This is a genomic window from Zhihengliuella sp. ISTPL4 (assembly GCF_002848265.1).
GTDB lineage: Bacteria > Actinomycetota > Actinomycetes > Actinomycetales > Microbacteriaceae > Microbacterium.
The window spans coordinates 2,185,576-2,212,230 of the sequence record NZ_CP025422.1; the positions used below are offsets into that span (position 1 = coordinate 2,185,576).

Annotated in this window: 18 protein-coding genes; 5 read left to right on the forward strand and 13 right to left on the reverse strand. The window is 70.6% G+C overall.

Going from position 1 to position 26,655, the window contains the following annotated elements; genetic code table 11:
• Positions 1–293: 293 nt before the first annotated feature.
• The 6 genes from CYL12_RS10530 to recQ all read right to left on the reverse strand — a co-directional run bounded on the left by CYL12_RS10530 (position 294) and on the right by recQ (position 11,904).
• Positions 294–1,340, reverse strand: coding sequence for an NAD(P)-dependent alcohol dehydrogenase (locus CYL12_RS10530; protein WP_101847560.1), 1,047 nt, complete (start codon positions 1,338–1,340; stop codon positions 294–296).
• A gap of 62 nt (positions 1,341–1,402) precedes the next feature.
• A complete protein-coding gene (locus CYL12_RS10535) occupies positions 1,403–3,466 on the reverse strand; it encodes an acyl-CoA dehydrogenase family protein (RefSeq protein ID WP_101847561.1) in 2,064 nt (687 codons plus the stop codon).
• A gap of 36 nt (positions 3,467–3,502) precedes the next feature.
• On the reverse strand, positions 3,503–4,573 hold the full coding sequence (locus CYL12_RS10540) for an HTTM domain-containing protein (RefSeq protein WP_101847562.1): 1,071 nt from the start codon (positions 4,571–4,573) through the stop codon (positions 3,503–3,505).
• Positions 4,570–5,373, reverse strand: a complete 804-nt coding sequence (locus tag CYL12_RS10545; RefSeq protein ID WP_101847563.1) for a DUF5819 family protein — start codon at positions 5,371–5,373, stop codon at positions 4,570–4,572. The genes CYL12_RS10540 and CYL12_RS10545 overlap by 4 nt, the downstream gene beginning before the upstream one ends.
• A gap of 82 nt (positions 5,374–5,455) precedes the next feature.
• Positions 5,456–9,559 (reverse strand): choice-of-anchor G family protein, encoded by a 4,104-nt coding sequence (locus CYL12_RS17210; protein ID WP_158297160.1) that lies wholly within the window; start codon positions 9,557–9,559, stop codon positions 5,456–5,458.
• Between the two features lie 314 nt (positions 9,560–9,873).
• The gene (gene recQ / locus CYL12_RS10555) at positions 9,874–11,904 is read right to left on the reverse strand and encodes a DNA helicase RecQ (RefSeq protein WP_233486712.1); all 2,031 of its coding nucleotides are present in this window, start codon (positions 11,902–11,904) and stop codon (positions 9,874–9,876) included.
• A gap of 105 nt (positions 11,905–12,009) precedes the next feature.
• Between recQ and CYL12_RS10560 the strand changes: the two genes are divergently transcribed.
• Together CYL12_RS10560 and CYL12_RS10565 are read left to right on the forward strand one after the other, a co-directional pair.
• Complete coding sequence (locus CYL12_RS10560; RefSeq protein WP_101847564.1) at positions 12,010–12,378, forward strand: GNAT family N-acetyltransferase; 369 nt, start codon at positions 12,010–12,012, stop codon at positions 12,376–12,378.
• Positions 12,375–13,292 carry a pirin family protein gene (locus tag CYL12_RS10565; protein WP_101847565.1) on the forward strand — a complete coding sequence of 306 codons (918 nt, stop codon included), beginning with the start codon at positions 12,375–12,377 and terminating at the stop codon, positions 13,290–13,292. The genes CYL12_RS10560 and CYL12_RS10565 overlap by 4 nt, the downstream gene beginning before the upstream one ends.
• A gap of 224 nt (positions 13,293–13,516) precedes the next feature.
• Here CYL12_RS10565 and CYL12_RS10570 read toward each other — a convergent pair whose 3' ends face one another.
• The 7 genes from CYL12_RS10570 to CYL12_RS10600 all read right to left on the reverse strand — a co-directional run bounded on the left by CYL12_RS10570 (position 13,517) and on the right by CYL12_RS10600 (position 23,361).
• Positions 13,517–14,971, reverse strand: coding sequence for a sodium/solute symporter (locus tag CYL12_RS10570; protein WP_101847566.1), 1,455 nt, complete (start codon positions 14,969–14,971; stop codon positions 13,517–13,519).
• Positions 14,968–15,342 carry a DUF4212 domain-containing protein gene (locus CYL12_RS10575; RefSeq protein ID WP_101847567.1) on the reverse strand — a complete coding sequence of 125 codons (375 nt, stop codon included), beginning with the start codon at positions 15,340–15,342 and terminating at the stop codon, positions 14,968–14,970. Before CYL12_RS10575 ends, CYL12_RS10570 begins: the two co-directional genes overlap by 4 nt.
• Entirely contained in the window at positions 15,339–16,058 is a 720-nt protein-coding gene (locus CYL12_RS10580; protein ID WP_101847568.1) for a LytR/AlgR family response regulator transcription factor, read from the reverse strand. Before CYL12_RS10580 ends, CYL12_RS10575 begins: the two co-directional genes overlap by 4 nt.
• Before the next feature lie 9 nt (positions 16,059–16,067).
• Complete coding sequence (locus CYL12_RS10585) at positions 16,068–17,249, reverse strand: sensor histidine kinase (RefSeq protein WP_101847569.1); 1,182 nt, start codon at positions 17,247–17,249, stop codon at positions 16,068–16,070.
• 145 nt (positions 17,250–17,394) lie between these two features.
• On the reverse strand, positions 17,395–17,640 hold the full coding sequence (locus CYL12_RS10590) for a YbdD/YjiX family protein (RefSeq protein ID WP_101847570.1): 246 nt from the start codon (positions 17,638–17,640) through the stop codon (positions 17,395–17,397).
• Position 17,641: 1 nt separating this feature from the next.
• Entirely contained in the window at positions 17,642–19,927 is a 2,286-nt protein-coding gene (locus CYL12_RS10595) for a carbon starvation CstA family protein (RefSeq protein ID WP_199399104.1), read from the reverse strand.
• A gap of 212 nt (positions 19,928–20,139) precedes the next feature.
• Positions 20,140–23,361, reverse strand: coding sequence for a S8 family peptidase (locus CYL12_RS10600; protein WP_158297161.1), 3,222 nt, complete (start codon positions 23,359–23,361; stop codon positions 20,140–20,142).
• A gap of 176 nt (positions 23,362–23,537) precedes the next feature.
• On the opposite strand from CYL12_RS10600, the gene CYL12_RS10605 reads away from it, so the two are divergent.
• From CYL12_RS10605 to CYL12_RS10615, 3 genes are all read left to right on the forward strand, one after another.
• Positions 23,538–24,083: an ECF transporter S component gene (locus tag CYL12_RS10605; RefSeq protein ID WP_101847572.1), complete on the forward strand. Its 546-nt coding sequence runs from the start codon at positions 23,538–23,540 to the stop codon at positions 24,081–24,083.
• Positions 24,084–24,164: 81 nt separating this feature from the next.
• On the forward strand, positions 24,165–25,832 hold the full coding sequence (locus CYL12_RS10610; protein ID WP_101847573.1) for an ABC transporter ATP-binding protein: 1,668 nt from the start codon (positions 24,165–24,167) through the stop codon (positions 25,830–25,832).
• A complete protein-coding gene (locus CYL12_RS10615; protein WP_101847574.1) occupies positions 25,829–26,647 on the forward strand; it encodes an energy-coupling factor transporter transmembrane component T in 819 nt (272 codons plus the stop codon). The genes CYL12_RS10610 and CYL12_RS10615 overlap by 4 nt, the downstream gene beginning before the upstream one ends.
• The last annotated feature ends 8 nt before the right edge of the window (positions 26,648–26,655 follow it).

Sequence of the window (26,655 nt, forward strand, 5' to 3'; positions counted from 1 at the left end):
GACGCCCGTCCGGTGCGGGCTCAGTCCCCGCGGCGCACGTCCGACGCGAGATCGAAAAGGGCCTCCCGACGCGGACCCCCGGCTCCTTTCCTGTCCCGCACTCCTTCCTCCGCGCGGCGCCCTCCCGAGGCCAGCGCGGGATCAGAACCGTACCTGCGCGGCCCTCATCCGGAGACTTTCTCGTCTCGGCTCTGCGGACTCGCTGGTCGCGGGACGGGAATCGCTCCTCAGGCAGGCACCGGGGGGGCGCTTCTGATCCCGCGACGGAGGGGGCGGAACCGGACGGGACGGGGTCAGGCGGCGAAGGTGGCGGCGTCGATGACGAAGCGGTAGCGCACATCGGACGCGAGGACACGCTCGTACGCCTCATTGATTGCGGATGCGGGGATGACCTCGATCTGCGCGGTGATGCCGTGCTCCGCGCAGAAGTCGAGCATCTCCTGGGTCTCCCGGATGCCGCCGATGTTCGAGCCCGCGATGGAGCGTCGTCCGGCGATCAGCGACCCCGCGTTCAGGGCGAGGGCCTCCGCGGGAGCACCGACGCACACGATGGTGCCGTCCACATCGAGCAGCCCGAGGTAGGAGCGGAGGTCGATGACGGCGCTCACGGTGTTGAGGATCACGTCGAAGGAGCCGCGCAGCTCGCGGAAGGTCTCCCGGTCGCTCGTCGCGAAGTAGTGGTCGGCCCCGAGACGGAGACCGTCGTCCTGCTTCGAGAGGGTCTGCGAGAGCACGGTCACTTCCGCGCCGAGGGCGTGCGCGATCTGCACGCCCATGTGACCGAGCCCGCCGAGCCCGACGACGGCGACGCGCGTGCCGGGACCGACCTTCCAGTGCCGCAGCGGCGAGTACGTGGTGATGCCCGCGCACAGCAGCGGAGCCGCCGCGTCCAGGGGCAGAGCGTCCGGGATCCGCAGCACGAAGTCCTCGGTGACGACGACCTGCTCCGAGTACCCGCCCTGGGTGATGGTGCCGTCGCGGTCGACCGCCCCGTACGTCCCGACCGCACCCTGCGCGCAGAACTGCTCGTCACCGCGGAGGCAGTACACGCACTCCCGGCACGAGTTCACGAGGCAGCCGACACCGACGCGGTCGCCGAGGGCGTGCTTCGTGACCTCGGCCCCCACGGCGGCGACGGTCCCCGTGATCTCGTGCCCCGGGGCCAGCGGGTACTGCTGCGGACCCCAGTCGCCGCGGACGGTGTGGATGTCGGAGTGGCAGATGCCGGCGAAGGCGATGTCGATGAGGACGTCGTGCGGGCCGAGCTCTCGACGCTCGATGACGGTCTTCTCCAGCGGGGCGGCTTCGGCGGGGGCGGCGTAGGCGGTGACGGTCGACATGATGCTCCTCGGGTCGGTACTCGCCGAGACTATCCGCCGGCGTCGATGAATCCGCTGTCCGCTCAGCGCTTCTGCCGCTTGAGCGTCTTCTCCAGGACGGGAGCCTGACCGGTGGCCTCGAGGTCGGCGTAGTACGCGCGGGCCTCGTCCTGCCGCTGCTTCTCCGCGCCGCTCGCGATGGGTGCCCGCACGTGCTCGGGCTCGTAGCCGAACGCGTCGACGAGGTCGAGCGCGTACGGACGCAGCCGCGCGCACAGCCGGTCGATGTAGCGCGACACCGCCGCCGCCCGCTGGGTGGAGAGCCGCCCGTGGATGAGGTGCCAGGCGAGGTGCTTCTCGATGAGCTGCAGGCCGAAGAGGTCGCGCAGCCAGGTCATGACCTTCTTCGTCTCGGCGTCGTCCATCGCGTGGACGGCGTCGGTGAAGGCCTCCCACTGCAGGAGTTCGCCGTGCGCCCTGGCCGCCTCGATGAGCTCCGCCTGGTTCTCGTTGAACAGCCGCGCCCCGAGCACCTTGTCCTTGCCGGCGGCACGCAGCCGGGTCGCGATGTCGGCGACCATCTGCTGCACGCGCCCCGCGAGGAGGTCGTGCTGCTGCTCCTCGCGGAGTCCGCGCTCCACCGACCGGGCGACCTGGCCGAAGTCGGTCACGGCCTGACCGAGCTGACGGAGCCCCGCCCCGTGGAACACCTTGCCGGCTGTCATCCCCACGGCGTACCGGGCGAGCGCCGCGGCGTCCTTGCCCTGGAACTGCTTCGCGTAGTCGGTCAGCAGCCGCTTGCCGACGAGCTGGAGCAGGACGTTGTTGTCGCCCTCGAACGTGACGTAGATGTCGAGGTCGGCGCGGAGTCCGACCAGGCGGTTCTCGAACATGAAGCCGGCGCCGCCGCACGCCTCGCGGGCCTCCTGCAGGGTGTCGAGCGCATGCCAGGTCGACAGCGGCTTGAGCGCGGCCGCGAGCGTCTCCAGGTCTTCCCGGTCGTCCGGGGTGTCGGTACGACCGGAGAAGACGCCGTCGAACTTCTGCAGGAACTCGTCGTGCGCGAAGATCTGCGCGTACGTCGTGGCCAGGCGCGGGAGCAGACGGCGCTGGTGCTTGCCGTAGTCCATCAGCACGACCTCCTGCCCGTCCGCCCCGTCGAACTGGCGACGCTGCGTGGCGTAGGTGATGGCGATGTGCAGGCCGAGCGCGGAGGCCCAGGAGGCGGCACCGTCGAGCGAGACGCGTCCCTGCACGAGGGTGCCGAGCATCGTGAAGAACCGGCGGCCCGGGCTGTCGATCGCGCTGGAGTACGTGCCGTCCGGGGCGACGTCGCCGTACCGGTTCAGCAGGTTCGTGCGCGGGATGCGCACCTGGTCGAAGGAGAGACGGCCGTTGTCGATGCCGTTCAGTCCGCCCTTGAGACCGTCGTCCTCCCGACCGATGCCCGGCAGATCCGCGCCGTCCTCGCCACGAAGGGGCACGTAGAAGCAGTGCACGCCGTGGTTGACGCCGTTCGTGATGAGCTGCGCGAACACGGTCGCCGCGATGCCGTGCAGGGCGGCATTGCCGAGGTACTCCTTCGTCGCGCCGCGGAACGGCGTGTGGATCACGAACTCCTCCGTCTCCGGATCGTAGGTCGCCGTGGTGCCGACCGCGGCGACGTCGGAGCCGTGCCCGATCTCGGTCATCGCGAACGCGCCGGGGATCGACAGGTCCATGACACCGGGGAGCCAGGTGTCGTGGTGCTCCTTCGTGCCGAGCTGCAGGATCGCGGAGCCGAAGAGTCCCCACTGCACGCCCGACTTGATCTGCAGGCTCGGGTCGGCGGCCACGAGCTCCTCGAAGCCGGCGATGTTGCCGCCGTTGTTCTCCTCGCCCCCGAAACGCTTCGGGAACGCCCGATGCACGGCCTTGTTGTCGACGAGGAGGTGGAGCTGGCTCAGCACGCGCTCGCGGTGGTCGTCCTTGCCGAGCTCGTCCTTCCGCCAGAACGCGGAATCCTTGATCATCTCGCGGGCCTGGCGACGGACGTCGCCCCAGGTGCCCATCAGGGCGTCGTTCAGACGGGCGACATCGATCCGCGGGGCGGTCGCGCTCTCGCGCGGGTCAGGTGTCGTCGAAGGGCGGACGGCGGCGTCGACCATGAGCGTTCCTCTCGGAGAGACGAAGGTGGATGCCTCTCATGGTAGGACTCCGACAACTTCGGGCGAACTCGCCTGTTCATCCTCTCCAACAGGGCCGCGGGACCTCCCCTCGGCTCGTTGTCGGTTGCTCACAGTCCGCCGTCGTCGCCACCGGCGCAACACGGCGAGCTGCAGGCGGCGCCACGTCACGTCGCGCACGAAGATCATGTCGCTGAAGATCATGACGAGGGAGAAGAAGGGCAGCGACATGAGGATCCCGATGCCGGCGTGCATGCCGGTGATCGCGATCAGTCCGATGATCCGCGTCCACCGGTTGAGAAGGGTCAGCGGGAAGAGGAGCTGCATGTAGACACTGAGCCACGAGGCGATGAAGATGGCCGGCGTCACGTGCCAGGCGATCTCGTTGAGCCACGGGATGAGGATGAACTGCTGCAGCCGCAGTGGATAGTAGGCCGCGATGCCCTCGACCCACATCGTCCCCTGCAGCTTCCACAGCGCGCTGGTGATGTAGACGATGCACAGCTGCGCGCCGATGAGGATCACCGCGATGTTGTTCGACAGCACCGGCACCCACCGCGGCAGGGCGTGTCCACGGAGGGAGAGCGCCGGGTCGGCTCCGGTGCGCCGACGACGCCGAGCGTCCAGCGACCACTGCCGGGAGGTGTCGGCCAGCAGCAGGAAGAGGAGCATGACCCGGAAGGTCTGGTAGTGCCCGGTGTTGAGGACGAGCGGGTTCGTGGCGGCGTACCCGAGCCACAGCATCACGAAGAGCGGCGAGACGATCCGCATCCGCCACCCGAGGAGGTAGGCCACGGCCACCGCGAGGAGCACGCCGAGCTTCAGGAAGGTCACCGGATCGGAGTCGGTGCGGGAGAAGAGGAGCGAAACCGGCCAGAGATAGTCGTTCACGCCGCTCGGTCGGTACAGCGACTCACCCCACCGCGAGCCCTCTCCGAAGGTGTACGAGTAGTCGGGCAGGTACAGCAGGATGCTGACGATGGTCAGGGCCGCGAAGCCGATGCGCATCACGGCGAGGCCGTACGTCGCATGCCGCCGATCGAGCAGCCAGTGCAGCAGCGTGTCCCAAAGACGGGCGACGGCCTTCATCCTTCCTCCTCCCCGAGCGATCCGGTCACTCCCGCCGCCGTGGCCCACTTCAGGAAGGTGCGCGCGAAGGCCTCGTCGCTCTGCTGCGACCACTCCAGCACCGGACGCCAGCCCAGCTCCGTATAAGAGGAGTCCGGACGCGCGGCGTTCGGATCACCGCGGTCCTCCCATCGGACGACGGGGCTGAACACGGAGCGCGTCTGCACGGCGATCACCTCGCCGTCGTCCGACCACAGGGCTCTGGCCGCCTGGGTGGCGTAGGAGGAGGTGTAGTTCGTGGCACGGATGAAGGCGCGCACCCGCGCCGGGTCGGCGTCCGCGGTCGCGAGCAGCGCCTCGTTGAGCGGGACGAGATCGCCGTCGTCGTGGAAGTTCTCCGCAGCGATCTGCTTCTGCTCCTCCGTGAGACGACCGTAGGAGGTCATGAGCTGCTCGGCGCCGATCACCGTGAGCTGCTTGCGCAGCACCCGCCGATACGGTTCGGCCAGCTCGATCGACGTGACGTCGACCCACTTCGTCTCGACGCGCTCGCCATCCGGCTTCTCCACCCAGGCGCGGATCCACAGGTTGCGGTCAGCGCTGGCGGGGTCGGGGGCGAAGATGCGGTAGTCCTGCAAGAAGTACGGCCGGATGTAGGCGTCGGCTGCGCGTCCGGGCAGAGCGTCGTACTTGATGTCCGCGGACGGGACGTTGAAGATCGCGGTGAGCGCGATGTGCGTCGCGGCGAGCGCGAGCGCGACCGCGGTCACGACCTTCGCCGCCGCCGGCAGCGTGCCGGTCGTCTGCGGGCTCCGAGTCATCGATGTCCTCTCCTCATGGTGCGGCGGAGACGATCGGTGGCGCCCGGGCCTGGGGGAACCCGGACGCCACCGACGATGTCGCTCACGTCTTCGACGTCACCGACATCCGCCTCCGTCGCGCACTGGCGGCGAGGATTGCACCGGCCATCATGAGCATCACGCTCCAGGCCAGGAAGGAACCGGAGTCGCCACCCGTGGTCGCGAGACCGGAAGCCGACGCCACCACCTGGAACGAGGTGGAGACCGCTCCGGACTCGGCCCCGGTGAGCGTCACCGTGTGAGTACCGAGATCCTGCGTCGACGGGATCGTCCAGGTGAAGGTCACCTCGCCCGCCGCATTCGCGACCTGGGTGCCGAGATCGATCGGCGCGGACCGCATGACTCCCGTCACGACCTCACCCGGCGCGAACCCGGTGCCCGTCACCGACTGGCTCTCGCCCCGCTCCCGCACCGGGTGCAGGATCGTGATGCCGAGCTCGCCGTCCGGGTCGTTCCCGGTGTCGGTACCCGTATCGGTCCCGGTGTCGGTGTCGGTCCCGGTGTCGGTGTCGGTGTCGGTCCCGGTTCCGGTGTCGGTGTCGGTTCCGGGATCCGTGTCCGTCCCGCTGCCGGGATCTGCACTCGTATCGGTGTCCGTGTCCGTTCCGGTGTCCGTTCCCGGGTCCGTGCCGGTGTCCGTACCCGGATCCGTCCCGGTGTCCGTGTCCGTGCCGGTGTCCGTACCCGTGTCCGTTCCGGTGTCCGTGTCCGTGCCGGTATCCGTACCCGGGTCCGTCCCGGTGTCCGTTCCCGGGTCCGTGCCGGTGTCCGTACCCGTGTCCGTTCCGGTGTCCGTGTCCGTGCCGGTATCCGTACCCGGATCCGTCCCGGTGTCCGTGTCCGTGCCGGTGTCCGTACCCGTGTCCGTTCCGGTGTCCGTGTCCGTGCCGGTATCCGTACCCGGGTCCGTGCCGGTGTCCGTACCCGGATCCGTCCCGGTGTCCGTGTCCGTTCCGGTGTCCGTTCCCGGGTCCGTGCCCGTGTCGGTGTCGGTGCCCACGGCCGAGACGACGAGGGCCGCGTCCACGGTGTTCCCGTTCGCGTCCGTGCCGACCACGATGTAGTCGCCCGGCTCGGCATCGCTCGGGATCGCGAGCGTCGTACCCGCCGGAACCGCCCCGGCATCGTCCGTCGTGATCGTCACCGGAGTGCCCACCGCGGTACCGCTGGTGCTCTCGAGCCGGAAGGTCACCTCGGTGAGCGGCGGCCACTCGCCGGACGTGATCGCGGTCGTCGCTCCCGGTGCGACCGGGCTGGTCACCTCGAGAGTGGGAGTCCACGCCTCCACGGCGAGCACATCCTCACCGGAGTTGCCGTCGGTATCGGTACCGACGACGGTGTACTCGCCGGGGGCGGCGTCCGCCGGAATCACGACCGTCGTGCCGGCCGGGATGTCCCCGTCAGCGTCGGTCGTGACCGTCACAGGAGCCCCCACGGGATCGCCGGACTCGTCCTGCAGCTGGAACGTGACCTCCGTGCTCGGCGGCCAGCCTCCCGAGGTGATCGTCGTCGGCTGTCCCGGCTTCACCGGCCCGGAGGCCTCGATCGTGGGCGTCCACGGGGCGACGACGAGCGCGTCTTCGCCGGTGATGCCCTCGACGCCGGTGCCGACGACCGTGTAGTCGCCCGGCGCGGTGCCCGTCGGAACCGTCACCGCGGTGCCGGCCGGGATGTTCCCGTCGGCATCCGTGGGTACCGTCACGGGTGAGCCCACCGGTTCGCCCTCCGCGTTCTCGAGCTGGAACGTGACCTCGGTGTTCGGCGGCCATCCCCCGGAGGCGACGGTCGTGGTCTGACCGGGCTTGACGGGGGTCGAGGCCTCGACCGTCGGCGTCCACGGCGCGACGGTCAGCGGACCCTCCGCGGTGTCCCCCTCGCCGATACCGACGACGACGTAGTCACCCGGGGTGGTCGAGATGGGGACCGTGAGCGTCGTCCCGGTCGGGATCGCACCGTCGCCGTCGGTGGTGACCGTCACGGGCTCACCCACGGGCGATCCGTCGGGCGTTTCGATCTGCAGCACGACCTCGACGCCGCTCGGCCAGCCGCCGGAGGCGACGGTCGTCGTCTCTCCCGGCCGCACCGGGCCGGACGCCGAGAGCACCGGCGTCCCCGGCACCGCGAGCACCGTGAGCGGTCCTTCCGCGGTGTTGCCGAACTCGTCGAGGCCGATCACGCGGTAGTCGCCGATCGGCGAGCCGTCCGGCACGGTCAGCGTCGTCCCTGCGGGAATCGCGCCGGCGCCGTCCGTGGTGACCGTCGCGGCCGATCCCACGACCTGGCCTGCCGGGTCCTCGAGCCGGAGCGTGACATCGGCGGACGCCGGCCAGCCGCTCGACGTGACCGTCGTCTGCTCGCCGACCGTCACGGGACTGCTCGCCGAGAGCGTCGGCGCGTACGGCTCGACGGCCAGCGGAGCCTCCACCGTGATGCCGTCAGCCGTCGCGGTCACCGCGTAGTCGCCGGTGGCGGCGGTGTCCGGAACGGCGAGCGTGGTGTCCGCGGGGAACGCGCCGTCCGCGTCGGTCATGACGACGATCGGGTCGCCGACGGCGGTGCCCTCCGGGTCCAGCAGTCGGACGGTCACCTCGGTCGAGGCGGGCCACCCGCTCGACGTCAGCGTGGTGGACTGTCCCGGCTTCACCGGACTCGTCGCCTCCAGCACGGGCGCGATAGCGTTGGGCCCGGCTTCGGCACGAGCGAGCACGAGCGTTCCGACGCCGCCGTCACCGGCGATGTCGCCGACCGTGAGGACGAACGCTTCCTGGCTGTAGATCGGGCCGTTGTCCGGCTGCACGTTCCCGCGGAGCGAGACGACCCCGTTCAGGAGGTCGACGGCCGGGTCGATGGCCGTGATGATGCCGTTCACCGCCGTGGTGACCGTCGGGACCACGGTGTTCACGACACCGTTGGTGCCGAGCAGCACGTTGTTGATCGGGGTCGCGAGCGCCCCGAGGAGCGTGCTGACCGGGATCGTCACCGGCAGGCCGGCCGCCTTCACCGAGATCGTCGCCGAGGCGGTGCCGTTCACGACACTCGCCAGCGTCTGGTTGGGAACCGAGACCGTGATGCCGGTGCCGATGTCCACGATCGGCGTCGTGCACGACGGCGCGGTGCCGACGAGACACACGGCTGCGCTGACATTCAGGGTTGCCGCATTGAGCGTGTTCGTCAGGGTGGTCTGCACGGCCTGCGGCACCGTGCCCAGCAACGCGCCGACGCGATCGATCAAGGCGGTGAGCACCGGCGCCGAGAGCACTTCCTCGTTCACCGCGAGATTGTTCAGCCCGTGCCCGGCCGCGCTCGTGAGCAGGGCGTCGAGGTCGGCCGTCACGACGCCGGTGCGGAGGTTCACGGTGACGACACCGTCCGAGAGCGGGGTGTCGAGGATCGTGTTGATCGCCTGGTTCACCTGAGTCGTGATGGTGATGTTCAGCCCGGGGTTCCCGAGCAGCGGAGCCAGCGCGGCATTGAGCCCCGCAAGAGCGCCGGCCAGGAGACCGTTCGGGCCGGTGAGCGTGTTCACGGCGGCGTCCACCGTCGACACCACGCCACCCGTGCCGGTGAGCGTGTCGACAAGGCCAGTCACCGCCGGGAGCCGAAGGGCCAGCGTGCCGCCGGAGACGTTGTAGTCGCGGGTGACCGTGCCGTCTGCGGCGATCGCCGCCTGGGCGCTGATCGCGTTCAACGACACGTCGAGGTCGGCGACCACACCGGTCACAGTCGACCCGAGGAGTCCCTCGAGGTTGAGGGTCGCGTCGGACGGGTATGCCCCGGCGCCTGTGGTGTCCACGACGCCGGTATCGGAGACCGCGCCGACGGCCGCGCGCGAGGTGCCGCCGTCACTGGATTGCGAATACTGGTTCACCGCGCCGAGGGCAAGGGCGTCGGTGAGCGGGACGCTGAGTCCGCCCGGTATCTCGAGGTTGAGCGCGTTGAGCGCGGTCAAGTCGAGTCCACCGGTCGCCGTGTTCGGCTCGGGATTCGTGCCGTCGTGGGAAGTCTCCACCCCCTGCAACGCCACGACATCGTCGAGCGGCACACCCCCGAGCAGCAGGCTGCCCGAGAGGAACCGCGCACTCGACGTGGATTCGTCTCCGGGTGCTGCGCTCGCCGCCGTCGGCGCGAGTACGCTCCCGACGACCACCGCACTGATGGTCGCTACCGCGAAAACCCTGCTCTTACGCAGAGTTCGCCTCCGTTTGAACATTTCCTGCCCTCCTGTGATTTCGAACCGAGTTCGAGTCACTGGCCCCCCCAGGAACCGGCAACGTTGCCGGTCAGGCGCAAGTAAGGATTGTCTACGGCACGTTCACAGGAATATCCAGTCCGGACACGCATTCTTTTTTCGGCATGCGGAAGGCGGCGGTCGCCTGGCACTCATTCCCAAACGCGTATACGGCCTGCTGAGAGGGGGAAACTTCCCGCCGCCCACGGGAGGAACGGGCCGCGAGAGCGGAGTCAGGAGGCAGCGATGACGGCGAGCACGCCGTCGCCATAGGCCTCGCGCTTCTTCGCACCGATGCCGGTGATGCCGTCGAGGTCGGCGTGCGACGTGGGCCGATGCTCCGCGAGCGCACGGAGCGTGGCATCGCCGAAGACGATGTACGCCGGGACGCCCTGTTCTCTGGCGGTCTCGGCGCGCCAGGCCCGCAGCGCCTCGAACAGCTCCCGGTCTCCGGCCTCGAGGGCGTCGGCGGCACTCGCCTTCCGGGCGCGGGAGGGCGAGGACGGGCGTCCGATCGTGTCTTTCCGGAGCGGCACAGCGGTCTCGCCGCGCAGCACCCCCGCGGCCGCCTCTCCGGGTGCGAGCGTGCCGTAGTCGCCCTGCGCGACGAGGATGCCCCGGGCGAGGAGCTGGCGCACCACGCTCCGCCAGTCCTGGTCGGAGAGGTCGGCGCCGATGCCGTAGGTCGCGAGGGCGTCGTGCCGCTGCTGGCGGATGCGCTCGGTCGAGGCCCCGCGGAGGATGTCGATGAGGTGGCCGGCACCGAAGGCCTGATTCCGCTCCCGCTTGAGCCGCACGATCGTGGACAGCAGCTTCTGTGCGGGGACGAGCCCGTCGAAGGTCGCCGTGTCGTCGAGGCACGTGTCGCAGTTGCCGCAGGGCTGCGACTCCTGACCGAAGTACCCGAGGAGGTTCTGCCGACGGCACTCCACCGTCTCGCACAGCGCGAGCATCGCGTCGAGGTGCTGCCCCATGCGCATCTTGAACGTGCGGTCCCCGGGACTCTGGTCGATCAGACGGCGCTGCTGCACGACGTCACCGAGTCCGTACGCCATCCACGCGACAGACGGCTCCCCGTCGCGGCCGGCGCGACCGGTCTCCTGGTAGTACCCTTCGACCGACTTGGGCAGATCGATGTGGGCGACGAACCGCACGTCGGGCTTGTCGATGCCCATGCCGAACGCGATGGTCGCGACCATCACCACGCCGTCCTCGCGGAGGAAGCGCGACTGATTGGCCGCCCGCACCTCGGCGGGGAGACCGGCGTGATAGGGCAGGGCGTCGAGACCCTGCGCGGCGAGATAGGTCGCCGTCTGCTCGACGGACTTGCGGCTCAGCGCGTAGACGATGCCCGCCGCCCCCTCCGGCTGCGACCGGATGAACTGCACGAGCTGCTTGCGGGGATCGACCTTCGGGACGATCCGGTACTGGATGTTGGGGCGGTCGAAGCTCGCGACGAAGTGCTTCGCCCCGTCGAGGTGCAAGCGCTCCGTGAGCTCCTTGTGCGTGGCCCGTGTCGCGGTCGCGGTCAGCGCCATGCGGGGGACGCCGGGGAACCGCTCGCCGAGGTCGCCGAGTGCGAGGTAGTCGGGCCGGAAGTCGTGGCCCCACTGCGACACGCAGTGCGCCTCGTCGATCGCGATGACACTGAGCGTGCCGCGTTGCAGGAGGGAGGTCGTCTGCGCGCTGGACAGCCGTTCCGGTGCGACGTAGATGAGGTCGAGCTCTCCGCTGACGTAGGCGCGCTCGACCTCCCGGCGCTCCTCGATCGACTGGGTGGAATTGAGGTACGCGGCTTTCACACCGTTGGCGCGCAGTGCGTCGACCTGGTCGTGCATGAGGGCGATGAGCGGGCTGATGACCAGTCCGGTGCCCTCGCGGACGAGCGCGGGCACCTGGTAGGTGATGCTCTTGCCGCCGCCGGTGGGCATCAGGACGACCGCGTCGCCGCCGCCGATGACCTGATCGACGATGGCCGCCTGGTCGCCGCGGAAGTCGTCGTACCCGAACACGGTGTGCAACGCCTCGCGGGCCGTCGCGTACCGGCTGGGCGTGGCGCGGCGGACGGCCGGCGCGGTGGTCACCGCGGTGGTCGTCGGACCCGGGCCCCAGTCGAGCGGCGGCTCGAAGCCCGCACCCTGCGGCTCCCAGTCCATCGGCTCGGGAGGCTCGGTCGGCTCCCATCCGTCGTCCCAGGGCTGGTCGGATGCCGCGTCCCGCTCGGGGATCCATCCGTCGTACGGATCACGGGGAGTCTGCGGCATCCCTCCAGCGTAATCACCCCGGCGGACAGCGGCACGGCGACGTCCACAGACCCGTGCGCCCGATCCCGGGCGTAGGTTGGTTCCAGACGCCGAAGGAGCATCCCGATGACCGACATCACCTTGACCCGCAACGACGAAGCCTCCCGCTACGAGATCCGTTCCGATGAGGTGCTGGCCGGGTTCGCGGAGTTCGACACCCGCCCCGGCGCGATCCGCTTCCTGCACACCGAGATCGACCCGGCCTTCCAGGGGCAGGGCCTCGCTGGCACGCTCGCCGCGGCGGCACTGACCGACGTGGCGTCGACGGGCGACGCGATCGTGCCGCTCTGCCCCTACATCGCGAAGTACCTCGAGACGCACGAGGTGCCCGGCGCCGAGATCCGCTGGCCGCAGCGCCCGGGCTCGACGGCGGACGCCCCGGTGCAGAAAGAGTCGGCCGGCGCGGACGAGGACCCCACGGGCAGGGCGGAATGATCGGGCAGCGCCGGATCGTCCTCGAGCCGCGGGCGGTGCCGCTCGGCGGTGTGCGCGGCATGGAGGTGCTGCGGGTGCTGCCTCATCGCAACCTCCCCACCATCGGGGCGTGGTGCTTTCTCGACCGGTTCGGCCCGGCCGAGACCCGGATGCGGGTCGAGCCGCACCCGCATATCGGCCTGCAGACGGTGACCTGGCCTCTCGTCGGGGAGATCCGCCACCGCGATTCGCTGGGCAGCGACGCCGACCTCCGGCGCGGTCAGCTCAACCTCATGACCGCCGGCAACGGCATCTCGCACTCGGAGTACTCCATCGGCGACGAGCCTGTCCCGCTCGACGCCCTGCAGTTCTGGGTCGTGCTCCCCGAGTCCGCGCGCCACGGAGAGGGTGGCTTCGAGCGACACACCGACCTGCCGACCACGACCCTCTCGGCCGCGAGCGGCTCGGCAGCCACGGCCACGGTGGTGCTCGGCGAGTTCGCGGGCCTGCGCTCGCCCGCGACGGTGCACACCCCGATCGTCGGGGCGGAGATCGTCGTGCCGGCCGGGACCACCGTGCGCCTGCCGCTGCGGTCGGAGTGGGAGCACGCGCTGCTCCTCGTCGAGGGTGATGCCGCCGTCCCCGAGCACGCGATGACCCGCAACGACATGCTCTACCTGGGCGATTCCCGCGACGTCGTCGAGGTGACCAGCAGCGAGGGCGGCCTGTTGTTCCTCCTGGGCGGCGAGCCCTTCGAGGACGAGATCGTCATGTGGTGGAACTTCGCAGGGCGCTCGCACGACGAGATCGCCGCTGCCCGCGAGGACTGGGAAGCTGCGTCCGCGCGCTTCGGCGTCGTCGAGGGGCACGACCAGCGCATTCCTGCACCTCCCCTGCCTCCCGTGCGCCTGATGCCGCGCAGCCGCACCCTCTGACCCTCCCGCCAACTGGCCCTCGCGCCAACACAGGCGCTCGCGCTGATTCAGGCACTTCCTGGTGCAGGAGCCTGCTCCCGCGCGGCCGCCTGTCCCCGCGCGAAACCCGGGGGGCGCGCGCCAGCACAGGCGCTCGCGCTGATACAGGCACTTCCTGGTGCGGGAGCCTGCTCCCGCGCGGCCGCCTGTCCCCGCGCGAGCGAGAGAGAAGAGAGAGGAGGGGCTCAGGCGCGGTCGGGGGTGTGCACGCGAGCGAGGAAGCGGTCCGTGCGGGGCGAGGGTCGAGGGTCGAGCAGGGACACGGCGACCATGACCCCGGTCGCCAGCGGGATCGTCCAGGCGGCGGGCTGCGCGAGGTAGGGCGCCGCGATGCCGACGCCGTCCACCGCGGCGTGCACGAGCAGCGCGAGGCCGGTCGCCACACCGCCGCACACCATGCCTGCGACCGCCCCGCGCGCGGTGAGGCCCCGCCACCACACGCCCAGCAGCACCACGGGCGACAGCGTCGACGCCGCCACGACGAAGACCACCCCCACGCTCGACACGAGTCCCGCGGGAACCGTGAGGAGCGCGACCCCCAGCGGCACGAGCGCGCACAGCACCGCGGACAGCCGGAAGGAGCGCACGGAGCCGGAGAAGACGTCCTGACTGATGACGCCCGCGAGCGAGACCACGAGCCCGGCCGAGGTCGCCAGGAACGCGGCGAAGGCCCCGGCGACGATGAGCGCCGTCAGCACCTCGCCGGCAAGCCCCGGGAACACTCGCGATGGCAGCTGCAGCACCACGGTGTCCGCGACTCCCGGCCGCGCGAGGTCGGGGGCGGCGATCCGCGCCAGGAGTCCCATCGCGCTCGACACGGCGTAGAACGCGCTCACCATGGCGATGACGATCACGGTGGTCCGCCGCGCGGAGGCTCCGGTCGGGCTCGTGTAGAACCGCACCAGGACGTGCGGCAGCCCCATCGTGCCGAGGAGGAGGGCGAGCAGCAGTGACGCGGTCTCGTAGGCGTCGAAGCCGGACGGCCCGGCCTCCGCGGGGAAGACGAGGGCGGGATCGAAGTCGTGCGGACCGCCGCTCAGGGCGAAAGCGATGCACACCACCGGCACGAGCAGCGCCGTGAGCTTGAGCCAGTACTGGAACGCCTGCACGAAGGTGATCGCGCGCATGCCGCCCGCGGCGACCGCCGCCGCCACGAGCACCGCGATGGTCACGGCTCCGACCCACTCCGGCAGCCCGGCGACCACGACGAGAGTGATGCCGGCACCGTGCAGCTGCGGCACGATGTAGAGCCAGCCGATGATGAGCACCGCGAGGCTCGTGACGCGGCGCGCGACCGTGGAGTCGAGCCGGGCCTCGACGAAGTCCGGGATCGTGTACGCCCCGCTCCGGCGCAGCGGCGCGGCCACGAACACGAGCACGAGCAGGTACCCCGCGGCGTATCCGATCGGGAACCAGAACCCCCGAGCGCCGTCCAGCAGCACCAGCCCGGAGAGGCCGAGGAAGGTGCCCGCCGACAGGTACTCGCCGCTGATCGCCGACGCGTTCCAGACCGGTCGCACCGTGCGCGATGCCACGAAGAAATCGCTCGTCGTCCGCGACACGCGCAGCCCGTACACGCCGATGAGGAGAGTGGCGATCACGACCAGGGCGACGCCGACGAGGTCGAGCACGGCGTTCATTCGCGGTCCCGCAGGGCGCGGTACCGCCGCTCGTTGCGGACCGCCGTGCGCGCGTACAGCACCGCGAACACGAGGATCACGGGGTAGAACGCGAAGGCCTGAAGCAGCCACGACAGCGGCAGTCCCCCGAGGACGACGGCGTCGATCTCGGGGATGAGCGCGATCCCGAGCGCCAGAGCGACGACGACCACCACGAATCCGGCGACGGTGCCCAGGGCGAGCCGGAGCTGGCTGCGCATGAGGGCGCGGGCGTAGACGGCATCGGCCTCCGCGACCGGAGCTCCGGGCAGCGCGATCCCCCTCGTCGCGGCGGAGGAGCGGCGGGGCGCGGCGTCCGCGGTGACCCGCACCCGCTTGGGTGCCTCGGTCATCCGGTCCCCTCTCCCCGCACGAGCGCTTCCCGCACCGCCGCGACGAGCCGCCTGCTCACCGGGAGCACGGCTGCACCGACGACGACCACGGGGTCCCCGCCCGACAGCCGCGCCTCGGTCACCGCATCAGCGCGAACGAGGGTGGAGCGGTGGACGCGCAGGAAGCCGACCGGCGCCCATCGCGCCTCGAGCTCGGAGAGCGGGATCCGCACGAGATGGCCGGGACCGTCGTCCTCGGTGTGCAATCGCGCGTAGTCGCCCTGCGCCTGCACCCAGCGCACGTCGCTCCGTCGGACGAACCGGACGGTCGCACCCACGGTGACCGGCAGCACCTCGTCCTCGCCGCGCGGTGCCGCCTCCTGGGCGACCACCCGGTCCACGGCGCTGCGCAGGCGTTCCCGCCGGACCGGCTTGAGGAGGTAGTCCGCCGCGCGCAGCTCGAACGCCTCGACCGCACGGGCCTCGTCGGCGGTGACGAACACGACGGCCGGCGGAACCGCGAGCCCGAGGAGCGCACGGGCGAGCTCGGTGCCGAGCAGGCCCGGCATGTGGATGTCGAGGAAGGCGATCCGCACCGCGCGCGCGGAGAGCTGACGGAGCGCGTCGGCACCGTTGCCCGCCGTGAGGATCTCGCCGATGCGCGGATCGGCGCGCAGCAGGTGCACGAGCTCGTCGAGGGCCGGCTGCTCGTCGTCGGCGACGAGGATGTCGATCATGCCCGCTCCTCAGTCGTCGTCCGGGTCATGGAGGGGCTGCGATTTCGGGACTCGCATGCGCACCAGGGTACCCGCGCCGGCGTTGGTCTCGACGACCAGACCGCCGCCGCTGCCGTAGACCTGGCGGAGGCGGGTGTCGACGTTCCGCAGGCCCACATGACCGCCCTCATCGCGCGCCGTCAGCAGCGCGCGCAGACTCTCGGGGTCCATGCCCACGCCGTCGTCCTCCACGAGGATCTCGGTGTGGGTGCCGTCGTCGCGGGAGGTGATGCGGATCTCGCCGCCGCCCTCCCCCGGCTCCAGGCCGTGCCGCACCGCGTTCTCCACGAGCGGCTGCACCGAGAGGAACGGGATGACCGTGGCGAGGGTCTCCGGCGCGATCTGCAGTGTCACCCGCAGGCGATCGCCGAACCGGGCGCGCTCCAGTTCCAGATACGAGTGGATGCTGCCCAGCTCCTCCGCGAGCGTGGTGAACTCCCCGTGCCGACGGAAGGAGTAGCGCGTGAAGTCGGCGAACTCGAGCACGAGGTCACGGGCCCGGGCGGGGTCGGTCGTGATGAACGAGGCGATCGCGGTCAGGGCGTTGTAGATGAAGTGCGGGGAGATCTGGGCGCGCAAAGCCCGGAGCTCCGCCTCGGCGAGCTGGGTGCGGGAGGCCTCGAGTCCGCCGAGCTCGACCTGCGCCGCACACCAGTCGGCGACCTCCTCCGCCGCCCGCACGAGGGCAGCGCGCACCGGGGACGCGAAGGCGACGACCACCCCGACGATGATCCCGTCCACGAGGATGGGCGCGCCGACGGCCTCCAGATCGTCCGTCCGCGAAGGCGAGGGGAACACCTGACGCCGCCCCGACTCGCGCACCTGGGCGGCGATGCGCACGGCGGCGGACTCCAGCCCGTCCGCCGCGCCGTCGAGCGTGACCAGGTCGTCCGCGCCGACGATCGCGACCGCGGCGCTCCCCAACAGGGTGCGGAGGTGCCGGGCGGCCTTGACGACGTCCGTTCCCGTCAGCCCGCCGCGGAGATGCGGGGCGGCGAGACTCGCCTGATGCAGGGCCCGCAACGCCCCCTGCTCCGCCTCGCTGCCGAGATCCGTCGCCCCGCGCGCGAACCGTCGAGCCAGCAGCAGCAGTGCCGTGAGGGCGATGCCGCCGAGCGCGCCGAGGATCGCGGCGAGGACGACGTCGTTCATGCGTTCAGCCTAGGGACGCGCGGGCGGGCTCAGCGACTCGCGCTTCGACAGGCTCAGCGACCCACCTCGGCGCTTCGACGGGCTCAGCGACCGACGCTTCGACAGGCTCAGCGACCCACCTCGGGTCCCTGAGCCTGTCGAAGGGTCAGCAGCAGCGGGCACCGGGGTTGCGGTCCTGCTCATCCATCCGCTGACGCCAGAACTGCCGCTCCGTCAACGGCTCCTCGTCCGGATGATGCCGACGGTGATGGGCGACATACGTCTCGTACGCGGTGTCCCCCATCAGCGTCGTCATGTACCAGCGGATGCCGCGGCCGACCCGGCCGAGGGCGCTCCACAGCGCCCGCAGCGGGGAGGTCGCGGCATCCGTCCGATCCATCGCGTGGGTCATCTCAGTGCCGTGCCGCCGCGCGCTCTTCGGCGAGGATCGGCTCCCACTGCTTCTCCAGCTCGCGCTCCTCCGCGTCGGGGAGGAACCCGGCCGGGGCGAAGCGGCGGGACGGCACGGGCGGGTCCTCGGTGTTCTCGCCGCCGCCGTTGCGGATCGCCTTCACGGTCGCGATGACGGCCATGACGATGACGACGATCGCGAGCACCACGAAGATGATCGACAACGTGCCCTGCACAGCGGTGTTGCGGATGACGGCCTGCAGCACCTCCGCCTCCCCGAGGGAGGTGTCGCCCGAGTTCAGGGCCTCGAGGTAGCGGAAATGGTTCGCCCAGTATCCGATCGCCGGCACCGGCGAGAAGATCTTGTAGAGCGAGGCCGTGATGGTGACGACCGCGGTGAAGGCGAGCGGCAGCGCGATGATCCACAGCCACCGGAAGTAGCTGCGACCGCGCTTGGCGACGATCGCCAGCACCACGGCGAGCGCGATCGCGGCGAGCAGCTGGTTCGCGATGCCGAACAGCGGGAAGAAGGTGTTGATGCCGCCGAGCGGGTCGGTGACGCCGAGGATGAGGATCGCTCCCCAGCCGGCCACCATGATCGCGGTGCAGATCCACACCCCTGGACGCCAGGAGACGTCGCGGAACTTCGGGAACCAGGCGCCGATCGAGTCCTGCAGCATGAAGCGGGCGACCCGGGTTCCGGCGTCCACGGCCGTGAGGATGAACAGCGCTTCGAACATGATCGCGAAGTGGTACCAGAACGCCATGAGCGCCTGCCCGCCGAGGGCCTGCTGCATGATGTGCGCGAGGCCGAGCGCGAGCGTCGGGGCGCCACCCGTGCGCGAGACGATCGATTCCTCGCCGACCGCCGCCGCGGTGCCCGTGAGCATGTCGGGCGTGAGGTTCACTCCGGTCAGCCCGAGCGAGTTCACGAAGGCGACCGCGCCCTCCACGGTGCCGCCGGTCGCCGCGGACGGGGCGTTCATCGCGAAGTAGATGCCCTGGTCGATCGAGATCGCGGCGACGAGGGCCATGATCGCGACGAAGGACTCCATGAGCATGCCGCCGTATCCGATGAAGCGGGTCTGCCGCTCCTTCTCGACGAGCTTCGGCGTCGTGCCCGACGCGATCAGCGCATGGAATCCGGACAGAGCACCACAGGCGATGGTCACGAACAGGAAGGGGAAGAGCGGGCCCGCGAACACCGGACCCATGCCGTTCTCGCCGAAGATGCTGACCGCGGGGACCGAGATCTCCGGGCGCACGAGGACGATCGCGCCGGCGAGCATCACGATGACGCCGATCTTCATGAACGTGGAGAGGTAGTCGCGGGGTGCGAGCAGCAGCCACACCGGCAGCACCGCGGCGATGAAGCCGTAGATGATGATGCCCCAGGCGATCGTGGTGCGGTCGAGGTGGAAGATCGCCTGACCCCACTCGGTGCCGGCGACCCAGCCACCGCCGATGATCGCGGCCATGAGCAGCACGAAGCCGATGATGGAGACCTCGGTCACCTTGCCCGGACGAAGGTAGCGGAGGTACACGCCCATGAAGAGGGCGATCGGGATGGTCATCGCGACCGAGAAGACGCCCCACGGGCTCTCGCCCAGCGCGTTGACGACGACGAGCGCGAGGATCGCGACGATGATCAGCATGATGAGCAGCGAGGCGATGATCGCCGCGGTGCCGCCGATCTTGCCGAGCTCCTGCCGCGCCATCTGACCGATGGTCCGGCCGCCGCGGCGCATGGAGAAGAAGAGCACCGTGTAGTCCTGGACGGCTCCCGCGAGCACGACGCCCACGATGATCCAGATGGTGCCGGGGAGGTAGCCCATCTGTGCCGCGAGCACGGGGCCGACGAGCGGGCCGGCGCCGGCGATGGCGGCGAAGTGGTGGCCGTAGAGCACCCGGCGGTCGGTGGGGACGTAATCCTTGCCATCCTGCTTCACCTCGGCGGGAGTGGCGCGGTGGTCGTCGGGACGGGTGATGTACCGCTCGATGACCTTCGAGTAGAAGCGGTAGCCGATCAGGTAGGTGCAGACGGCGGCGAACACGAACCAGATCGCGTTCACGGTCTCGCCGCGCACGATGGCGAGCATCACCCAGGCGACGCCGCCGAGGAGGGCGATGGCCGTCCACAGCAGGATCTTGGGCAGGGTCCAGCGGCGGCTCTTCGCCTCGTGCTCCGCGGAGAGGGCGACGGGTGGGAGGTTCGGGTCGGTCGGGATGTCGGGGTCGTCGTCGACGAGCCCGGCGCCGTCGCGTCGGCGCGACGAAGGTGCGGTCATGGCGTTCTCCTCTGGGGGCGCATCATTGCGTCTCCCCACGGTAGGGAGTCCGCCCCGCCGTCGCGCCCGGTTCGGGGGATGCTGCGACGAGCGGCGGCGGTCATGCGATGAACGGATGCCCGGCACGGATGCACGACCCGGATACGACGGCACGGCCGCACGACGGATATCGTCGTGCGGCCGTGTCGGTGTCGTGCATCCGTGCTCGGGGCTCACCCCGGGGCGTCGGTCTCCGGGGGCTGGGTCGGCTCCGGCGTCGGCTCCGGGGTCGGCGTCGGCTCCGGGGTCGGCGTCGGCTCCGGGGTCGGAGTCGGCTCCGGGGTCGGAGTCGGCTCCGGGGTCGGCTCCGGCGTCGGAGTCGGCGTGGGCGCCGGGGCCGCGTCCGCCGGCGCGGTGACGGTCACCACGGTGCGAACGGCCGAGGCGCCGTACTGGACGAGTCCGAGGTAGCGGGTGCCGGCGGTCAGGCCGGTCCAGCTCAGCTCGTAGCTCGTCTTTTCCCCCCGGACCGCGGGGATCGGGTTCGGCGTCGCGGTGAACGAGCCCTCGTCACCCGGGAGCACGTTGGCGTAGGTCATGTCCCACGTCATCGGTCCGGTGGTCGCGTACACGTTCGCCACGACCAGATACGTGCCCGCGGTCGGTGCGGGGATCGTGACCTGCTCGTCGGCCGAGCCCGTCGCCGACTGCCAGCGCTCGTAGTAGCGCAGGTCGTCGGGGCTCACGACCCGGTAGACGGTGAGGTCGAGATCGCTGCCGTCGTCGTCGGAGGAGTCGAGGTCGAACCGCGAGAGCGTGGCGCCCTCCGGCACGTCGACGATCCAGGAGACGTCCTTGTTCGCGTCGCCCGAGTTCTCGTTCCCGGAGTGCCCCTCGACCGGGTTGTCCGGGTCGCTGAGCAGCTGGAACGGGGTCAGGCCCGAGACGCCCAGCGCCAGATCACCGTCGACGCCGGGGGTGATGTCCACCGTCGTGCTGCCGTCGACGCCGGTGCCGGTGACCTCGGCCGGGGCATCCGCCGTGACCGGGAACACCGCGATCGGCGAGCGCACCGTGTTCTTCGTGCTCGTCCAGGTGAGCGAACCCGTGGCCCACTGCTCGACCGGCGCGGTGGTGCTGTCGAACGTGACCGTGAAGGTCTTCGTCTGCCCCGGCTTGTCGAAGGCGAGCTGAGACGGCGTGACGGTGACGTTCACGCCCGGGACGGAGGCCTTCGCCGTGAACACGCCCTTCTCGGTCGAGGTGACCGAGCGGGTGACGGTCTGCGCGCTGGCCAGGGACCCGATCGAGATCGATGCCTGGTTCAGGTCGCTGCCGTCGATGGGGTCGATGCCGGGGAAGTCCGACAGTCCCTTCCCGTCGAGGAAGGCCGCCCAGTCCCTGAAGCCGTTCAGGTACAGCAGACCGGGGTTCAGGAACCGCGTCGCGTCCACCTGCCCCGCGCCCTGCTCGAAGGGGTTCGTGTTCTTCGAGCCGTCCGGGAGCACGGTGTCGTACGCGGTGGTCATCAGGGCCGACCGGATCTCGCCCGGGGTCGCCCGCGGGTGCTCCCCGAGGTACAGCGCACCGAGGCCCGCGATGTGCGGTGAGGCCATCGACGTCCCGGAGAGGATGCCGAAGGTCGGCTCTTCGCCCGGACCGTTGTGCGTGGCGGCGAGGATCGCGACTCCCGGTGCGGCGATGTCCGGCTTGAGGACGTCGTTGCCGTCGGCGAGGACCGGTCCGCGGCTCGAGAAGCCCGCGATCTGCGGGGTCGGCGTGGTCACTCCGGTGGTGTTCTCGCCGACGAGGGTGATCGGCCGATCGACACCGCCCTGCACGTAGGCGAGCACGGCCGCACGGTGCACGGCGTTCAGGTGCACGGTCGGCACCGCGTGGAAGTCGTTGTCGAGCGAGTCCGCACCGCCGGGCACGTTCACCAGGACCATGCCGATGCCCCCGGCGTCCTTCACGACCTGGGACTTCTCCGCGCGGGCGTTGCCGCCGCGGTCGCAGACCACGATGTGTCCGGCGACCCTCGCCGGGTCGAGGGTACCCGGCAGGCACAGCTGCGCATCCGCCGCACCGGGCGCCGCAGCATCCGCGGCGGCGATGGAGGGTCCGGAGACGCTCTCGCCGAACGGAACGGTCACCGAGGCGCCGGCCTGCTCGAAGCCGTCGAACTGCACGGTGCCTTCCCACGTCGGGATGGTGGAGGCGGCGACGGTGGTGTACCACGGCGAGGCGTGGTCGGCGGTGACGGGATCGGGGCCGTCGTTGCCAGCGCTGGTCGCGACGAAGACGCCCGCGGCTGCAGCGCTGAGGAACGCGAGGTCTTCCGGGGCCATCACCGTGCTCGCGGCGCCGCCGCCGATCGAGTAGTTGATCACGTCGACGCCGTCGGCGACGGCCTGGTCGATCGCGGCGACGAGGTCGCTCAGCGCGCAGATGTCATCTGTGGTCACGCTCGTGTCCGGCCCGACGTAGCAGGCCTTGTACGCGGCGACCTTCGCCCCCGGTGCCACGCCCGAGACGGTTCCGAAGTCGACGCCCTCGATCCCGGCCTCCACTCCGAAGTTCCCCGCCGCGGTGCTCGCCGTGTGCGAACCGTGGCCGTCGCCATCGCGCGGCGAGAGGTAATCGTGCTGGAAGTCGAAGCCAGCCGCCTGAGCTCCCGCGAAGAAGTACTGCCCGCCGATGAGCTTCGACGAGTAGTCGCGCTCGTCCCAGTCCTGGCCCTCGACCATCGCGCCACGGAACTGTCCGCCGTCGGACTTGTCGAAGTACACGTAGGTGCCGTCGGTGTAGGGCTCCGAGCCCTTGTGCCGGCTGTTCTGCTTCTTCTGCTGCTTGAGCTTCTTGCCCTCGAAGGACGGGTGCTCGGGGGCGATGCCGGTGTCGATCACGCCCACCACGACGCCCTCGCCGGCCTTCTTCACGCCTCCGGTCTGCTGCCACACCCCGCCGCGGCCCTTGCGGTCGTCACCGAGGCCGAGGTAGTCCGTGGAGGTCTGCGCATCGGGGTGCCGGATCTCATCGGGGTACACCCCGAGGACATCCTTCGAGGCGCGGAGCTGATCGACCTGCTCGCCGGAGAGGTCGGCGCTGAAGCCGTTGAGCACGACCTGGTAGGTCGTGTCCGGCGTGACGCCGACGTCGTTGATGAGGCTCTTTTGTTCCGACTTGAGGTGCTTGACGTAGCGCTGCGAGTCCTGCGACTGCGTCTCGAGCTGCTCGCCCTCGGCCGGCTTCGTCGCCTTGAGGCCCTTGATGTCGCCTTCGTAGCTGGCGAGCGGGTCGGCCTTCATGACCACGATGTAGTGCCCGGGGGTGCCGGCGACCGGAACGGGGTGTGTCACCTCCCCGGTCGCTGCGTAGCCTGCGGTTGCCGTCGATGCGATGAACAGCGTGGCCAGGGTGGTGGCTGCTGCGATCCGAAGGGGTGTTCGACCCATATCTCGCTCCTGATGATCCTGATGATCCCGGTGCCGCCTCGTTGCCGCACCGCGGCTCACCATAGCCCCGCTGCGGGACGCTGGATCGAGAACTGAACGATGGTCGCATCCGGCCGCGCCGATCGGGCAGAGTGACGGCCGGCCGTGTCCCCGAAGGTCGCCAGTAAGCTGGAAGCGTGGCTCGAACCTCCGTCCTCTCGACCAGAGTGCTGCTGATCTGCGCAGCGATCGGCGTCGCGACGGGCATCCTCGGCGGTATCGCCGGCTGGGTCACTCCCCTCCTCTTGGCCAGTCCGCTGCTGTTCCTCTACGGCCTCGTGCTGGGCTCGCACGTCCTGCCGGGCATCATCGCGCAGGAGGTGCTGCGTCTGCCGTTCGTGGCGCTCATCACGCACGTGTTCGCCGCGCTCATCGCGAGCGCCTTCAACCCGGCGTGGTCGCTGCGGTTCATCGGCACGGCGCTGCTGTTCGGCCTCATCCAGGAGGGTGTCGCCGCCCTCACCCGCTACCGCTCCTGGGGCGCCTGGCGTTTCTTCGTGTCGGCCCTGTTGATCGGCGTGGTCGTGGCGGTCGCCGTGTTCTTCGCCGCGAACCTCGCGGTGCTGCCGCTGTGGGCCCAGCTGCTGTACCTGACGATCTCCGTGCTGGGTCCGGTGGCCTGGACGGCGGTCGGCCTCGCCATCGGCTCCTCGCTGCGCAAGGCGGGCGTCGCTCGCCGCTGACATCCGCCGGGCCCGCGCTGGCAACACAGGTAAGGCTCAGCTAAGTTAGAGTCACACCCACCGTCGAACCAGGGACGTGCCGTGCGCCCATCCGCACCCCTCCTCCGCGTGCGCGAGCTGACCCTCACCCACGCGGACGCCGTGCACCCGTCCCCGCGTGACGTGACCTTCGACCTTCACCCCGGCGAGGTCGTCCTGCTGCTCGGCCCTTCCGGCTCCGGGAAGTCGACGCTCACCCTCGCGCTCAACGGCCTCATCCCCCACGCGCTTCCGGCGTCGATGGCGGGCTCCGTCGAGGCCGGCGGGGTCGACACCGTCACCGCGCACACCGCGACGCTCAGCACGCATGTCGCCATGGTCTTCCAGGACCCGGATGCGCAGATCGTCACGGGGGCGGTCTACGACGAGGTGGCTTTCGGGCCCGAGAACCTTCTGCTCCCGCTCCACTCGGTGCGCGCCCGCGTGGAGGACGCTCTGCGTCGCGTCGGTCTCTGGGAGCGCCGCGACGACAACCCCGATCACCTGTCCGGCGGTGGGCGCCAGCGTCTCGCGATCGCCTGCGCGCTCGCTATGGGCTCTCCGCTCATCGTGCTGGACGAGCCGACCGCGAACCTCGACCCGCAGGGCATCGACGACGTGTACGCGGCGCTGACCGACGTCGTGGCGGCGGGAGACCGGGCCATCCTCCTCGTCGAACACAACCTCGATGCGGCGATGCGTTTCGTCACCCGCACCATCGTGCTCGACCGCGAGGGTCGGGTGGTCTTCGACGGTCCGGCCGCGGAGATCATCCGCGCGCATGCCGACGAGCTCATGGCGATGGGGGTCTGGCTGCCCGCCGCGACGCTCGCCGCGCTCCGCCTCCGCGACCGGGGGATCGTCCTCGATCCGCTGCCGCTGACGCCGGAAGCGCTGGCCGCCACCCTGCCTCCAGGTCCGGCCCGCGCGTCCTCGATCCTCCCCGACGGCCCTCCCTCCGTCGACCGGCAGCCGATCATCCGGGCGCGGGACCTCACCGTCACGCGGCGCCGCACCGAGATCCTGCACGGGGTCGACGTCGACATCGCTCCCGGGAGTCTCACCGCGATCATCGGGGCCAACGGCGCGGGCAAGACGACACTGATCCAGGCCCTCGCGGGGGTCGTGCCGCCGCCGAAGGGCCGGATCTCCGTCGACGGCATCGACCCGGGCACCGCCTCCCCTCGGGACCTCGCGGCGCGCATCGGCTTCGTGTTCCAGAACCCGGAGCACCAGTTCATCGCCGCCACCGTGTTCGACGAGCTCGCCCACGGGCTCCGGCTGCGCCATGTACCGGACGACGAGGTGAGCGCGCGCGTCACGGAGATGCTCGAGCGGTTCGGGCTGACGCACAAGGCCGACGTGCACCCCTTCCTCCTCTCCGGCGGCGAGAAGCGACGGCTCTCGGTCGGCACCGCTCTCATCGCCCGCCCCTCCGTCCTCGCCCTCGACGAGCCCACTTTCGGTCAGGACCGCGCCAGGGCCGCCGAGCTCCTCGACCTGCTGGCGGGTCTCCGCGCGGACGGCACGACCGTCGTCATCGTCACCCACGACCTGCAGCTCGTCGCCGACCACGCGACGGACACCGTCGTCCTCGCCGAGGGGCGGGTCCGCGCCGCTGGTCCGACGGCGGCGGTTTTCGCGGACCCCGCGATCCTCCCCTCCGCCGGGTTGCGCGTCCCCGCCCTTCAGCGGGTGCTCGCGGCGGCCGGGTGGGAGGTGACGCCATGACGCTGACCACCCTCGATCCGTATGCGCCGCTGACGGCGACATCGCGGCGGCAGTTCCTCTACAGTCTCAATCCGCTGGCGAAGGTCGCCGGCTTCGCTCCCGCGATGCTGCTCCTCGTCTTCGTGCGCGATCTGGCCACCCCGGCTGCCTTCCTCGTGCTCGCGTACGCCCTCATCCTCGTGGGCGCGCGCGTGACGGGACGACTCCTCGCGATGCTCCTCCTCGGGCTCCCCGTGGGCGTGGTCGCGATCGGGGTGGGCTTCTCGCTGTGGGTCGACGCAGCCCTCGTCGCCGGCACCGCCCCGATTGTCGCGATCGGCGACTGGACCCTCTACAGCGGCGCGCTCGTCATCGGATTCGCCACGGCGCTCCGGCTGGGGTCCATCGTCGCACTCGCCCTCGTCGGCGGCCTCACCACCAGCGGCTCCGACCTCGTGCGCGCCAGCGTGCAGCAGCTGCGCGTCCCGTATCGCATCGGCTACACGGCACTGGCGGCGTTCCGCTTCGTTCCCCGGTTCGGCCACGAGCTGAGCGTGATCCGAGCCGCACATCGGGTGCGCGGTTACCACGGCGGCCGCGGCCCGTTCGCGCGGATCGCGCGCGGCTGGGGGTACATCGTGCCGCTGCTCGCCGGCGCGATCCGGCACGCCGAGCGCGTGGCACTCGCGATGGACTCCCGCGCGTTCGGCGCGCACCCGACGCGGACCGAACGCCACCTCGTGCCGTTCCGGGCGAGGGACACGGTCTTCACCGTCGCCATGCTCGCCGTGTCCGCCGCGATCTTCGTCGTCTTCTTCCCCTGGCAGCTCCCCTGAAAGGCACC

Excerpts from the sequence above, each read along its gene's own strand:
- CYL12_RS10615 (WP_101847574.1), top strand. The coding sequence starts at position 25,829 with ATGACGCTGACCACCCTCGATCCGTATGCGCCGCTGACGGCGACATCG.
- CYL12_RS10540 (WP_101847562.1), bottom strand. The coding sequence starts at position 4,573 with ATGAAGGCCGTCGCCCGTCTTTGGGACACGCTGCTGCACTGGCTGCTC.
- CYL12_RS10590 (WP_101847570.1), bottom strand. The coding sequence starts at position 17,640 with ATGACCCACGCGATGGATCGGACGGATGCCGCGACCTCCCCGCTGCGG.
- CYL12_RS10530 (WP_101847560.1), bottom strand. The coding sequence starts at position 1,340 with ATGTCGACCGTCACCGCCTACGCCGCCCCCGCCGAAGCCGCCCCGCTG.
- CYL12_RS10580 (WP_101847568.1), bottom strand. The coding sequence starts at position 16,058 with ATGATCGACATCCTCGTCGCCGACGACGAGCAGCCGGCCCTCGACGAG.
- CYL12_RS10570 (WP_101847566.1), bottom strand. The coding sequence starts at position 14,971 with ATGAACGCCGTGCTCGACCTCGTCGGCGTCGCCCTGGTCGTGATCGCC.
- CYL12_RS10585 (WP_101847569.1), bottom strand. The coding sequence starts at position 17,249 with ATGAACGACGTCGTCCTCGCCGCGATCCTCGGCGCGCTCGGCGGCATC.
- CYL12_RS10595 (WP_199399104.1), bottom strand. The coding sequence starts at position 19,927 with ATGACCGCACCTTCGTCGCGCCGACGCGACGGCGCCGGGCTCGTCGAC.
- recQ (WP_233486712.1), bottom strand. The coding sequence starts at position 11,904 with ATGCCGCAGACTCCCCGTGATCCGTACGACGGATGGATCCCCGAGCGG.
- CYL12_RS10575 (WP_101847567.1), bottom strand. The coding sequence starts at position 15,342 with ATGACCGAGGCACCCAAGCGGGTGCGGGTCACCGCGGACGCCGCGCCC.
- CYL12_RS10535 (WP_101847561.1), bottom strand. The coding sequence starts at position 3,466 with ATGGTCGACGCCGCCGTCCGCCCTTCGACGACACCTGACCCGCGCGAG.
- CYL12_RS10565 (WP_101847565.1), top strand. The coding sequence starts at position 12,375 with ATGATCGGGCAGCGCCGGATCGTCCTCGAGCCGCGGGCGGTGCCGCTC.
- CYL12_RS10560 (WP_101847564.1), top strand. The coding sequence starts at position 12,010 with ATGACCGACATCACCTTGACCCGCAACGACGAAGCCTCCCGCTACGAG.
- CYL12_RS10545 (WP_101847563.1), bottom strand. The coding sequence starts at position 5,373 with ATGACTCGGAGCCCGCAGACGACCGGCACGCTGCCGGCGGCGGCGAAG.
- CYL12_RS10600 (WP_158297161.1), bottom strand. The coding sequence starts at position 23,361 with ATGGGTCGAACACCCCTTCGGATCGCAGCAGCCACCACCCTGGCCACG.